Genomic DNA, 13,209 nt, shown 5'->3' with positions numbered 1-13,209 from the left:
GTCGCTCATTTTCCTAGACCAGGGCGTTGTCGCAGGCGGTAACGAGCCGGGCCTGAACATCGGCCGGGACCTGGTCGCCGGAGGCAGCCACATCGTCAAGTGCGCTGACGATCTCCGGGGGCAGCCCGCCCTCGCGGACGGCGTCGACCATGGAGGCAACGACCTTGAGGTCGGCTGCGTTGATGGTGCCGTCCTGGATGGGGGCACAAGCCTGCTTGATGAGTTCCTTCTTGGCACCGTCGGCCAGTTGCGTGGCGGCGGAGGAAGCTGCGGAAGAGGCCGTGTCGGCAATGGTTGCACAACCGGTCGCCGAGAGCAGGAGGACTGCGCCGGAAACCAGCAGTGCACTTTTGGAGCGTGAAAATGTCATGGGTTCCATCTTAGTTGTTCCCCGGTGGGAGAACTCTGGGTAACCCATGAGTGCTCCCACCCAGGGACGAGCTGCTACCCGCGTGCCGGCACGGTTTCCAGGCGCGCAGGCCTGGCCAGGCCCAGTGTCTCGCGCAGCGTGGTTCCCGGGTAGGAGGAGCGGAACAGGCCGCGCTCTTGGAGGATCGGTACGACCAATCCCACAAAATCATCCAATCCCGCCGGATAACTTGGGCACATGAGGTTGAAGCCCTCGCAGGCGCCCGACATGAACCATTCCTCGATCTCGTCCGCGATCTCGGCGGGGGTGCCGATCATGGTTGTATGGCCCCCGCCCGCGGCCAGGAACCCCAGCAGTTCGCGAAGCGTGGGGCGCTGGGTTTCGATGATGCGTTGAACGGTCAGGTAGCGGCCTTGTGGGCCGGTGAAGTCCTCGGCCGGGGGCAGCGGATCCACCCTGTCGTCCAGCGGATGGGTGTTGTAGTCCTGGCCGGTGAACATATTGAGCTCGGCGATGGCCGACCCGGTGTCAATGAATGAATCCAGTACGCGCTTCTTTTCCCATGCCGCTTCCCGCGTGGCACCGATGTACGTGACCAGCCCGGGAAGAACGGGAACCGGGTCCTTGGAGCGTCCGGCAAGATCCAGTCGCCGCCGGATGTCGGCGGCATACTCGACTGCCGATTCCCTGTCCCAGGAAACGGAGTAGATGGCTTCGGCATGGCGGGCCGCAAAGGAGCGGCCGGCTTCCGAGGATCCCGCTTGGAACAGCACCGGCCGCCCCTGCGGGCACCGGGGGACTGTCAGCGGGCCGGCGACAGAGAAATGGTTGCCGCGGTGGTTGATCGGCCGGACCTGCGCCGGATCAAGGTAACGTCCGGCTTCCCGGTCAACCAGCAGTGCAGAATCTGACCATGAATCCCACAACCCCTGCAACGCGACAACAAACTCTTCGGCGCGCTCGTAGCGCTGGGCATGGGGCGGCAGGGAATCCATGGAATGATTGCGGGCCTCGGCGTCAAACATGGAGGTCACCACGTTGATGCCCGCCCGCCCGCCGCTGATGTGGTCCAGCGAGGCCAGCAGCCTGGCGGCGTGGAAGGGCGCGTAGAAACTCGCCGAGATCGTGGTGACCAACCCGATGCGGCTGGTGGCACGGGCCATGGCACTGAGAGCAGTCACCGGTTCCAGGAACCAGGGGATCCCTGCCGCGTATTCGTGGTTCACGCTCTGCCCGTCGGCAAAAAAGACAGCATCCAGGCAACCGCGCTCGGCAATCCGGGCAAGTTCCTCGTAGTAGGAAATGTCGCCGACGCGGTCGGCGCTGGATTCGGGGTGGCGCCATCCCATGGTGTGGTGGCCCGCCCCGTAGATGAAGGCGTTCAGGTGCAATTGGCGTGTGGCGTCCACGATTCTTTACCCGACCGCCTAGTTCATCACCAGGCCGCCGTCGACAACCAGGTTCTGCCCGGTCACCGCCCGGGACCACGGTGAAGCGAACAGCAGTGCGGCGTCGGCGAACTCCGCCGGGGAAGTGACCCTGCGCAGTGGCGTGGAGCCGGCGATCAGATCGAAGACCGCTTCCGGGGTGGCCGCGGAGGCATCGGTGGTGCGAAGCAGGCCGCCGGAGATCATGTTCACGCGGATGTTTTCCGGGCCCAGGTCGGCCGCGAACGTGCGGGTCATGGCCAGCAGGGCAGCCTTGGCCGCGGTGTAGTCGTGGTAGGGGACCACGGGGTTCTGGAAGAGGTTCGTCCCGATGTTGACGATGTTGCCAAAGCCCGCGGTTCTCATGCCGGGCAGGGTTGCCTGGATCGTGTTCAGCGCACCGCCGACGATGCCGGTGAACTGCTCCCCGAAAGCCATGTAGCCGATTCCATCGGCTTTGGCACGGGCGTCGCCATTGAACGAAAAATCGGGCAGGGCGTTGTTGACGACAGTGGTGATGGGAGCACCAAAATGTTCCTGCGCCCTGGCCACCAATTGGGAGACTTGATCCGTGTTCGCGACATCGGCCTGGACCGCGATCGCGCGATCGGCCCCGAACTCGGCTGCCAGTTCCCGGGCGGCGGTTTCGCTGGAGCGGTAGTTCAATACGAGCCGTGCGCCTTCGCGCGCAAAGGCCCGGGCTAGGTCTGCCCCGAGTCCGCGTCCGGCCCCGGTGATCAACACGATTTGGTCCTTGATAAGCATTTCTTGCACCCTTCTGTTGGGCGAAGGGATGCCATGGAACCAGCCGACGGGCGTCCAGGAATTTGGGGTACGAGGGCAGTTCAAGCCGGACCGGCATCCCTTCGCTCGGATTATCGAGATCAGGTTCAACGGGTCTATCTCTCAGCCGCCAGGCGGCACCCCGTGTCGAGTCCTGTGGCCAACGTAGCACCGGTACGGGGCAATCCCCGAATCAAGGGCAAGGACGGAGGCGACACACGCCCGGCGTCACCGGTCGGTGTCCGCGGGCAGTGCTACGGATGCGGCAAACTAGTGTGGGTGAGCCAGATGCGAATAATCCAGACCATTGCCGCCGAGTTAACTTCCGGAGGTGCTTCGGTTGCCGACTGGCAGGTGAAGGCCGCCGTCGAATTGCTCGATGCCGGATCGACCGTCCCCTTCATTGCCCGATACCGCAAGGAAGCCACCGGAACCCTGGACGACACCCAGCTGCGCCTGCTTGAGGAGCGGCTGCGCTACCTGCGTGAATTAGAAGACCGCCGGGAAGCGATCCTGAAGGCCATCGAGGAGCAGGGGAAACTCACCGACGAGCTGCGGGCCGCCATCATGGCCGCCGGCACCAAGGCCGAATTGGAGGACCTGTATCTGCCGTACAAGTCCAAGCGCCGCACCCGTGCCCAGATCGCCCGCGAGGCCGGACTCGAGCCGCTGGCCGACTCGCTGATCCTTGATCCCGCCCAGGATCCCGAAGCGCTGGCAGCCACCTTCCTGAACCCCGAGCACGAGGTCAATGCGGCATCTGATGCCCTGGCCGGTGCCCGGGCCATTCTCACCGAACGTGCCTCGCAGGACGCGGTGCTGGTTTCCGAATTGCGCGAACGGCTGTGGACACGAGGGAAGATCTCGTCCAAGATCGCATCCGGCGCCCCTGCGGCGGATGCCTCGAAGTTCTCCGACTACGAAGATTTCGTGCAGCCCGTTGCCACGCAGCCCTCACACCGCATCCTCGCGCTGCTGCGCGGAGAACGCGAGGGTGCGCTGAACCTGGAGCTGGCCGAGGCGGACCCGCGCGACGACGCGGCGCTCACCGAGGCGCGGGCCGGATACGAGGCCGCCGTCGCCCGTTCGCTGGGCATCAAGGCCGCTGCCGATGCGCCGGCCGGCAAGTGGCTGGCACAAACCGTTCGCCTGGCCTGGCGCGGACGCCTGTTGGCACGGTTGGAGGCGGACCTGCGCACGCGGCTCTTCGAGGCCGCGGAGGAAGCCAGCGTCAAGGTCTTCGCCGCCAACCTGCGCGACGTGCTGCTCGCCGCCCCTGCCGGAAACCGGGCGGTGCTGGGGCTGGACCCCGGGTTGCGCACCGGGGTGAAGGTTGCCGTCGTCGACGCCACCGGCAAAGTGGTCGACATTGCGACCATCTACCCGCACGCCCCGGCGAACAAATGGGATGCCTCCGTGGCGACCCTGGTGGCACTGGCAACCAAGCACGGCACCGAACTGATTGCCGTGGGCAACGGGACCGCAAGCCGCGAGACCGACAAGCTTGCCGGCGAGGTCATCGCCAAGCTGACCAACAAGCCGGCCAAGGTCATCGTCTCCGAAGCCGGGGCATCGGTGTATTCGGCGTCGGCGCTGGCAAGCGCCGAGTTGCCGGACCTGGATGTCTCCATCCGCGGTGCGGTGTCCATTGCCCGCCGGCTGCAGGATCCGCTGGCCGAACTGGTGAAGATCGAACCCAAGTCAATCGGCGTGGGCCAGTATCAGCACGACTTGACCCCGGCCAAGCTTGACCGCTCCCTGGATGCCGTGGTCGAGGACTGCGTCAACGCCGTCGGCGTGGATGTGAACACCGCTTCCCCGGCACTGCTGGCCCGGGTGGCCGGAGTCGGTTCGCTGCTGAGCCGCAACATCGTCGAACACCGCAATGCGAACGGTCCTTTCAACACCCGCCGGTCCCTGTTGAAGGTTCCGCGCCTGGGAGCCAAGGCCTTTGAGCAGTGTGCCGGATTCCTGCGCATCACCGGCGGCAAGCAGCCGCTGGATGCCTCCGCCGTGCACCCTGAGGCGTACGGACTGGCCGAAACCCTGCTGGCAGCCGCCGAGGCCAGCAACCAATCGGTGGCCACCCTGAATGCTGCAGAATTTGTCACCGAGCAATTCGGCCTGCCCACGGTCAAGGACGTCATCGCCGAACTCGTGCGGCCTGCCCGCGACCCGCGCCCCGACTTCAAGACCGCGAACCTCAAGGAGGGCGTGGAAAAGATCGGCGACCTGCAAGTCGGCATGATCCTGGAAGGCACCGTTTCCAATGTGGCCGCCTTCGGCGCATTCGTTGACGTGGGAGTCCACCAAGACGGACTGGTCCACGTCTCGGCCATGAGCAACAAGTTCATTTCCGATCCGCGCGAGGTCGTCACATCGGGCCAGGTCGTCAAGGTCAAGGTGCTGGAGGTCGACCCGGCGCGCAAGCGCATCTCGCTCACCCTGCGCCTGGATGACGAGCCTGGGGCCAAAGCCGAGCGGACGGACCGGGCCCCGCGAGGCACCGGACAGCGCAACGAACAGCGGGGCCAACGCCCGGCGCGCGGCGGCGAGGGAAGCCAGCGCGGCGGCAAACCGCAACAGAACCGGCCCGCCAACGCCGCCGGGTCCAACGCAAACACCGCCATGGCCGAGGCCCTGCGCCGCGCCGGCCTGAGCAGCTAGCACCGGCCAACCGCGCCAAGGCATCCGGTGGCGGCCCCGAATGGGCCGCCACCGGAAACCCGGCGCGTTGCCACGGATGTCGGCCACGCGAAAGGTGGCGTACCGTTGTCTGCGATGTCCCACGCTCCGGACGGGAGTTCCGGCCACGAAGCACACTGAGAGAAGCCCGCAATGGATGGCGAAACACTGAGCGAATTGATCATGACGGTATTCATGGTGCTGCTCATGGTTGCAATGGCCTACATGATGAAAGCCGCCGCCACCGGACAAATCAGGCGCAATGCCTGGATCGGGATCCGCACCGGCGCCCTGACCCACTGCGACGAGTGCTGGCTGCTGGGCCATCACGCGGCGGCGAACAAGGGCACCATGGGCTGTTGGTTGGCCGCGGTGATCATGGCAGCCGGAGGCATCCTCTCAACATTGGTGACGCTACCTTGTTTTGTCCATCCCGCAGCCCTGATGGCGGGGCTGGCCGTGATGCTGGTCGGCCTGTTTCTTGGGGTGCGCGACGGCCACCGGGCGGTGGCCAAGATCCATGCCGGGCAGCGCATCGTTTCCTCTTGAACCCGTCGCGACCAAGGCATGCTAACCAAGGTGAGCATCACCTTGGTAGCCCTTCGCCGGTACGCAATGCATGACATATTTAGCCCGAGGTAAGTACGGCCATACTTCGGTGACAAGCCCCCGCGGAGCGCGTAGCGTGTGTGCCATGGAACTTACAGGAAAGCTTGCCGACGCATTCAACGACCAGATCACCCTGGAACTCCAGGCCTCGACTGTGTACCGCCAGTTGGCCATCGAAATGGATGTCCTGAGCCTGCCCGGCATCGCCGCATGGTTCCGTGCACAGTCCGCCGAGGAACTGGTACACGCGGAGAAGTTCATCGCCCACATGACCAACCGCGGAGCACACCCGGCGATCGGCGCCATCGGTGCCCCCGGGCTGAACGTGCTAACGGTTGACGGTGCCTTCCAGGCTTCCCTCGACCACGAGAAGAAGGTCTCCGAATCCATCCGGGACCTCTACCGCCTGGCACACAACGAGGGCGACATCGACTCGGTGCCGATGCTGACCTGGTTCATCGAGGAACAGGTCGAAGAGGAAGCCACCGTCGGTGAAATCCTGGACCGCGTGAAGATGATCAACAACGACGGCAACGGCCTGCTTCGCCTGGACAGCGAACTGGCTGCACGCTAGAAACCACCGTCGCGGGGTTGCCCGTGGCGAAGATGTGATCAAGGCCCCCGGTCCGCGACTGGGGGCCTTGGCCGTGTGTGCAATAACATGGGGTAAGGCATGTCCAGGTGCCGCGCCTCGATACGTGGTTATTCGTGAACGATCCTGGCGAATCGTGACGCCGTGCAAGACGTTGCGCCATGCATTCCATTCCCAGGTCAACCACTTGTTCAGTGAGGTCATAACCGTGTTTCACGTCCGTGCACGTATGGCATTGACCAACCCCGGATCGGGCGCTTTCGGGTGGAGACTGTCCGCATGAAGAAACTCGACTTCGCACGCACCGAGCCGATTTCTGCCCCGGTGGAAGCCGCGGGACCCACGCACCGGACCTCCGCGGAACTCAAGCTGCGCAAAGGGGCTGGCCGGCATTACGCGGTCCAGTACCTGATTCCCCAGAGCACCCCGGTCTACCTGCTTCGAGTCAGCGGGCTGTGGGCCAGCGTGCAGCACGGACAGACCTTTGGATGGCTCCCGGCCCAATGTCTCGAACGACTCGAGGCGCCCCGGCAGCCCCCGCGCGTTCCCGTGCGTCCGGTCGCCAGCCAGCTGCCGGAAAATCCCGCATCGGTTGGCGGAGCCCCCAGCGCGCCGGAAGTGCCGGACGAAGACTTCATACCCACCCACCGCAGCACTGCTGACCTGAACCTGCGCAAGGGCTCTGGCACCAACTATCCGGTGCTGCGCGTGCTGGCGGCAAACATCCAGGTCCGCAAGGTTGACGAGCTTGGCACCTGGGCCAAGATCTCCACCGGCAAGGATGTCGGCTGGGTTCCCAGCGCTTACCTGGCTCGCATCAACGTGAGCCGCCCCGCCACCGGCATACAGGCCATGGCACCAACCGAGTTCACGACCACCGTGCGCTTGAACGTCCGCAAGGACGCCGGCGACCGCTTCCCGATCCTGCGCATCATGCAGGCCGGAACCTTGGTGAAGGTCAACGGGAAACTAGGACCATGGCGAAGGATCATGCTGGAGCAGGAAACCGGCTGGGTCCCGGCGAGCCAGCTCCAGTTGCGCTACCTGGTCTCGAAGACCCCCGTCACCATCACCGAGACCACGCTCTACCGGGGTGCCTCGGCGAACTACCGCGCCTTGGCGCAGCTGGCTGTCGGCGAGCAATTGGAAGTCATTGCCAGCCGCGGACAGTGGACCAAAGTCCGCGCTGGGCGGCTTGAAGGCTGGGTCCACAGTTCCCACTTGGGATGACACGGCCAATTTGCCGCGGCAGCTTCCTGCCACTTGGTGTCCTTATTGCCTAAAGTAAGGCTCTGGGGGTAGAAGAACTTGGTAATGTCCCCGCATACTCGAAACTATTGTGGATTCCTTGCGGGGCCACAACCGTTCAAAGGACGCGCCTTGACGATGGCCACACCGAAATACATTCGTGCCCTTTTCGCGGGGGTGCTGGCGGCAGGAATGGTTTTCACCGCGCTGCCTGCAACCTCCCAGGTCCGTGTCAACGCCGAATCCAGCAGCCAGGTCCGCGTCGGCAAGTTCGCTTTGCCGCTTGACCCCGACACGTACCGAATGACCTCCCCAATGGGGCCGCGTTGCATGCCGGTGGTGGGAGGGTCGACCCACCACCTCGGCCAGGACATGGGCACAAGGGACAACGCCCCGATCTATGCCGTGGCCGCAGGCACCGTGCGCAAAATCGTCAACGGCACCGGATCGACCTCAGGACAAGTGGTGGTTACCCACCGGATCGACGGGGGAACCTACGAGTCGGCCTACATGCACATGTGGCCCAACGACGTCTTGGTCAAGACGGGCCAAAAGGTCGCGGCCGGGCAAAAGATCGCCCTGGTGGGTTCCTCGGGGCCCTCCACCGGCCCACACCTGCACCTGGAAATCTGGAAGGATCGCTTCTACTCCAGCGATTCGAACGTTCGCAACCCCCGTGCCTTCCTCAAAGACCGCGGGCTGGACCTGAACTCACATGCCACCGCGACATATGCGGAGTCGCTGAAGACTTGCACCTATTACGCGCGCGGCAAGGCCGAGCTCTTTGCCTCGGCTTCCGCCGACTCTAAGGTCCTCGCCAGGCCGGACCGCAACGCCCATGTCAGCAGCAAACCCGGTGCCATCAACGGACTTCGTAACGGGTCCTTCGTCAAGGTCAAGTACGGCTCGGTTACCGGTTGGATGAACCGATTTGCCGTCACGCCCTACAAATTGGGGGCAGCCCCCGAGGGGTCGGTGACATCCACGGGAACCGTCACCAACGGTGTCCGGGTGCCCTTTGCCAAATACAGCAACCCCTATGGCTTGAACATGCGCTCTGGCGCGGCCACCTGGTACTCGAAGCTCCTGATGATTCCCGCCGGCACCACCTTCGAAGCCTATGAAAGCTCCGCTGGCTGGTTGCGCGTGAAATACAAGGGAACCGAAGGCTGGGTATCGGCAAGCTTGGCGCGCAAGACCGCGTCCATCGACCAGACGAAACTACGCGCAACCCACGAAGTCCTTCGTGACCTCAAGCTGCGTTCCGGGGCCGGGACCACGTATAAGGAAACCCAACCTCTCAAGCGAGGCACAAAAGTTGCGGTGCGCCAGATACGGGGCGGCTGGTCCCAGATCCAATCCGGGAAGCATTCCGGATGGGTCAGCTCGGCGGACATGAAGAAAATCGGTTCAGCGACGCCCCAGACGGCAAAGCCACCGGTAGCCAAGCCCACGCCAACCAAGGCAACGCATGAGACCACCGCGAACCTGAACATGCGCGCGGGGGCCGGCACCAACACCAAGATCGTCAAGGTCCTGCGCAGCGGAACCGACGTCATCGAACTCCGTCGCCAAGGCACCTGGAGCAATATCAAGGCCGGGAACGCCACCGGATGGGTCAGCAACAAGTACCTGCGCGTCATCAAGCCTGCCGCAACGAAGCCGCCGGTGGTCCAATCGGTGAAGAAGGCGACCTACACGACCAAGGTGAAGGTTGTTGCGCGCAAGAGCGCGAATGCGAAGGCCGCGGCGGCCGTGAGCATTCCGGCCAAGAAGAACGTGACAGTGGATGCGAAGAGCGGTTCGTGGCTGCGCGTGAAGTATGCGGGCAAGACCGGGTGGGTTCCGGCGAACCAATTGTCCGTCTACAAGGCACCGGCCAAGCCGAAGCCGCCGGTGGTCCAATCGGTGAAGAAGGCGACCTACACGACCAAGGTGAAGGTTGTTGCGCGCAAGAGTGCGAATGCGAAGGCCGCGGCGGCCGTGAGCATTCCTGCCAAGAAGAACGTGACGGTGGATGCGAAGAGCGGTTCGTGGCTGCGTGTGAAGTATGCGGGCAAGACCGGGTGGGTTCCGGCGAACCAATTGTCCGTCTACAAGGCACCGGCCAAGCCGAAGGCGCCGGTGGTTCAGTCGGTGAAGAAGGCGACCTACACGACCAAGGTGAAGGTTGTTGCGCGCAAGAGTGCGAATGCGAAGGCCGCGGCGGTCGTGAGCATTCCTGCCAAGAAGAACGTGACGGTGGATGCGAAGAGCGGTTCGTGGTTGCGTGTGACGTATGCGGGCAAGACCGGGTGGGTTCCGGCGAATCAATTGTCCGTCTACAAGGCACCGGCCACGAGTAGGACAACCACCGTCCGGCTGAACCTGCGAACCGGAACAAGCACATCAGCACGATCGCTGTTGGTGATTCCGAAGGGCAAGAAGATCGCGGTCAAGGCGACACGAGGAAGCTGGACACAGACCAGCTATTCAGGGAAAACCGGCTGGGTTAGCTCCAAGTACCTTCGCTAGGCCAGGCGCGACGCGACGCGACGCGTCGAATCCGGAAGAAGAATGGTCCGTGCAACCAGTCAGGACGGTTGCACGGACCATTGCCGTTTCAGCTACGGTTGTCGCTATTTTTCGGATTTTTCAGGGGGGGACTGGGAACCCGCTGCGCGCACGGCATCCGCTTCGTGCGCCGATGCCGATACGTTCGATTCTGCATGCGCCAAGACCTGAGCTGCCGTGGCTTCCTCTGCGGCTGCTTCCTTCTCCGGGGCGGCCCCGGGGTCAAGCTCCGGCAAATCCCGGTCGGCCCAGATCTTTACGATGCCCCAGGCAACAGCGGTCAGGGGCACGGCCAGCACTGCGCCCACCAATCCGCCCAACACCGTGCCTGCGGCCAATGACAGCAAGATCACCAACGCGTGCAGGTTCAGGGCGTGGGCCATGACCACAGGCTGCAGGAAGTTACCCTCCAGCTGGTTCACGACGATCACCGCTCCCAGAACGATCAGGGCAATCACGGGGCCGTTTGTCACCAAGGCAATCAAGGTGGCCAGGATTCCGGCGAAGGTGGCACCTATCAATGGAATGAAGGAGCTCATGAACACTACTACGCCCAGAGGAATGGCCAACGGAACCCGCAGGATGAGCAAGACAACAGTGATGGCGATGGCATCCACGGCCGCAACGGTAGCCGTTCCGCGCATGTAGCCACCCAGGGTCTCTACGGTGCGCCCACCGGTGGACAGCCAGCGGTGCATCTGGTGGTCTGGCATCCAAGAGAGGAAGAACGCCCAGATCCTGTCTCCGTCTTTAAGGAAGAAGAACAAGATCACCAGCAAGAGCGCCAGACCGGTGAAGAAATTCCCGGCTGCAGAAAGGCCGCTCAGGGCACCAGCGCCAAATTGGGAACTCGTCAGGAAACCCGTGACTTGGCTGACGGCTTGGTCAATCTGTTCCTCCGAGATGTTCCACGGCAACCGATTCAACATGCCCTGGAGTTTGTTAAATCCTTCGACGCCCCTGTCAACCAAGGTTTGCCACTCGGCAAGCACGGAATATACCAGGGCCGTACCAATGCCGCCGATCACGAGCAGTGAACCGAGGAACACGGTCCACGCTGCCAGTAGGGGGGACATGAACTTCCGCAATAGGCGCACCAACGGCCACAGGGCGCAGGAAAGAATGAGGGCAATCAGGATCGGCAGAGCGATAACGCTCAACCTGAGGAGGGTGTAGACGACTGCCCCGGCCAGGATCACCACCACCAGTAATTGGACCGAGCGCGTGGCAATACGGCCTAGCGGATCGATCCACATTCCAGACACGGTGTGCATCGGGGGCCTGGCGGTGGATACCTCGGCTTTTGAAGTCGCGGGTGGATCCTGTCGCGACTTTTTCTTGAAACCTAGCTTCGCTGACATCCATTGACTCCTCGCAATTGGCAACAGGTCCACTCTATGCAATGGCGCAGGGCGGATACCCGAAATAACCTCTTAGCAAAAAGGTTAGTCTAACAATGTACTAGTGGGCTTGGAGTGCCACTCATTCAACTCGCCAGAAATTAACTCCCCGGGGGATCAATGAAGCACATGACCACTAAAGACGGTGCAATGCCCGTCAATCGGGCAGGGGCGGCACTGCTGCTGGGCACGGCTATTGCCCTTGCTCTTGCCGCCCTGAACCCGGTGCAGGCACAGGCGGCCCCGCCGGCGGTGCCGCAGGTCGCGGCGGCGCAGACCGGTTCATACGCCTACATCACGCAACCCGAAAGCGTGTTTCGCGCAGGAGCCGCGAGGGTAATGCAAACCACCGCGAACCTGAACCTGCGCGCCGCGCCCTCCACATCGGGCAAGAAGCTGAAGGTCGTGCCCAAGGGCACGCGGTTGACGGTGACGGCAACCAGATCGGGATGGAGCCAGGTGCGCCACGCCGGACAGACAGGTTGGGTTTCCGGTACCTATCTACGTTCCATTCCCAAGGCCGTGAAACAAGGCGACCTTGGCAAGACCACTGCCCGGCTGACGTTGCGGCAAAAGGCAAGCACCGCCTCCAAAGCGCTGGCCACTGTGCCCAAGGGCGGCATCTACGCCGTCAAGAAGGTCTCCGGCGGACATGCCCAGATCACCAGCCGGGGGGAATCAGGGTGGATCCAAGGAAAACACCTCAAGATCGTCGCCAAAAAACCCGGTCGGGAAATCTACATCGACCAGAAGTACACGTCCAACCGTGCGGGTCTCACCGACAGGTATTGGACCAAGGTCTCCGGCGGCGACCTCTATGAAAGCGTGAACGGCAAAAAGCGCATCGGTGACATCCCCCGGAATTCCGTGGTGTACCGGGACACGAAGATGGAAAGAACCGCCGGATCGGTCAAGGGCTGGGTTTTCGTGCGGACGCAGGGGATGAGCGGATGGATGAAAACCAGCCAGCTTGCCCGCACCTCGACCGCCTCTACGAAACCGAAGAAGTATTCGGCGAAGCAAGTCTTGGCGCAGAAGAACGGCAGGGTCCCGGAGAAGATGCTCGTGGCGATCCCTTGGGACAAGGAAAAGACGCTCATTGCCGCGCCGGCCCTCAAGGACCTGAACCGACTCAACGCAGCGTTCAAGAAAAAGTTCGGACGCAATCTCGATATCGACTTGGCATACCGGACTCGTGCCACGCAGGACGCGTACTGGGTGGCGTTGGGACCGTACATCGCGGCACGTCCGGGAACCTCCAACCACGGTTGGGGGACGGCCATCGATGTGCCCGAGACCTATGACTATTCCTTCCGGGGCAAGTACTACAAGTGGCTGAAGGCGAACTCCAAGAAGTACAACTGGGTGCACCGAAAGATCCTGGAGGAGGGCTCGCCCTACGCCGAGGCTTGGCACTTCGACTACGTGGGGCGCTGACCATCACGGGGGAGTGCCCCTCGGGGCCGGACCCCGGGCTTAATTGAGAAGGCCGCGCGAGCCGGATCGGTGGAGAACACCGCGCCGCCAAGGCCGTACTGGGTG

The 13,209-nt window shown here is 63.2% G+C and carries 10 protein-coding genes and 1 riboswitch; of the genes, 6 read left to right on the top strand and 4 right to left on the bottom strand.

Annotated elements, in window-relative coordinates:
* Positions 1-13: 13 nt before the first annotated feature.
* From ACIPUB_RS14880 to ACIPUB_RS14870, 3 genes are all read right to left on the bottom strand, one after another.
* A complete protein-coding gene (locus ACIPUB_RS14880; protein WP_264270080.1) occupies positions 14-370 on the bottom strand; it encodes a hypothetical protein in 357 nt (118 codons plus the stop codon).
* Positions 371-444: 74 nt separating this feature from the next.
* Positions 445-1,779, bottom strand: a complete 1,335-nt coding sequence (locus ACIPUB_RS14875; protein WP_407608068.1) for an LLM class flavin-dependent oxidoreductase — start codon at positions 1,777-1,779, stop codon at positions 445-447.
* Between the two features lie 18 nt (positions 1,780-1,797).
* Positions 1,798-2,562, bottom strand: coding sequence for a 3-oxoacyl-ACP reductase (locus tag ACIPUB_RS14870; protein ID WP_407608067.1), 765 nt, complete (start codon positions 2,560-2,562; stop codon positions 1,798-1,800).
* A gap of 79 nt (positions 2,563-2,641) precedes the next feature.
* Positions 2,642-2,735, bottom strand: a riboswitch (TPP riboswitch).
* A 133-nt stretch (positions 2,736-2,868) separates the two neighbouring features.
* On the opposite strand from ACIPUB_RS14870, the gene ACIPUB_RS14865 reads away from it, so the two are divergent.
* The 5 genes from ACIPUB_RS14865 to ACIPUB_RS14845 all read left to right on the top strand — a co-directional run bounded on the left by ACIPUB_RS14865 (position 2,869) and on the right by ACIPUB_RS14845 (position 10,228).
* Complete coding sequence (locus ACIPUB_RS14865) at positions 2,869-5,247, top strand: Tex family protein (protein ID WP_407608099.1); 2,379 nt, start codon at positions 2,869-2,871, stop codon at positions 5,245-5,247.
* A 171-nt stretch (positions 5,248-5,418) separates the two neighbouring features.
* Positions 5,419-5,814, top strand: coding sequence for a hypothetical protein (locus tag ACIPUB_RS14860; RefSeq protein WP_407608066.1), 396 nt, complete (start codon positions 5,419-5,421; stop codon positions 5,812-5,814).
* Between the two features lie 145 nt (positions 5,815-5,959).
* Entirely contained in the window at positions 5,960-6,448 is a 489-nt protein-coding gene (locus ACIPUB_RS14855) for a ferritin (protein WP_407608065.1), read from the top strand.
* Positions 6,449-6,745: 297 nt separating this feature from the next.
* Positions 6,746-7,696, top strand: a complete 951-nt coding sequence (locus tag ACIPUB_RS14850) for an SH3 domain-containing protein (protein WP_407608064.1) — start codon at positions 6,746-6,748, stop codon at positions 7,694-7,696.
* A 156-nt stretch (positions 7,697-7,852) separates the two neighbouring features.
* A complete protein-coding gene (locus ACIPUB_RS14845) occupies positions 7,853-10,228 on the top strand; it encodes an SH3 domain-containing protein (protein WP_407608063.1) in 2,376 nt (791 codons plus the stop codon).
* Positions 10,229-10,332: 104 nt separating this feature from the next.
* Here the strand turns inward: ACIPUB_RS14845 and ACIPUB_RS14840 are convergent, their stop codons facing one another.
* Positions 10,333-11,523, bottom strand: a complete 1,191-nt coding sequence (locus ACIPUB_RS14840; RefSeq protein WP_407608062.1) for an AI-2E family transporter — start codon at positions 11,521-11,523, stop codon at positions 10,333-10,335.
* Between the two features lie 273 nt (positions 11,524-11,796).
* Between ACIPUB_RS14840 and ACIPUB_RS14835 the strand changes: the two genes are divergently transcribed.
* The gene (locus tag ACIPUB_RS14835) at positions 11,797-13,104 is read left to right on the top strand and encodes an SH3 domain-containing protein (RefSeq protein WP_407608061.1); all 1,308 of its coding nucleotides are present in this window, start codon (positions 11,797-11,799) and stop codon (positions 13,102-13,104) included.
* Positions 13,105-13,209: the final 105 nt, after the last annotated feature.

Source organism: Paeniglutamicibacter sp. ORCA_105 (assembly GCF_045798545.1).
Lineage (GTDB): Bacteria > Actinomycetota > Actinomycetes > Actinomycetales > Micrococcaceae > Paeniglutamicibacter > Paeniglutamicibacter sulfureus.
Note: the sequence above shows the minus strand (reverse complement) of the source record. Positions and strands in the feature narration are given on the sequence as shown.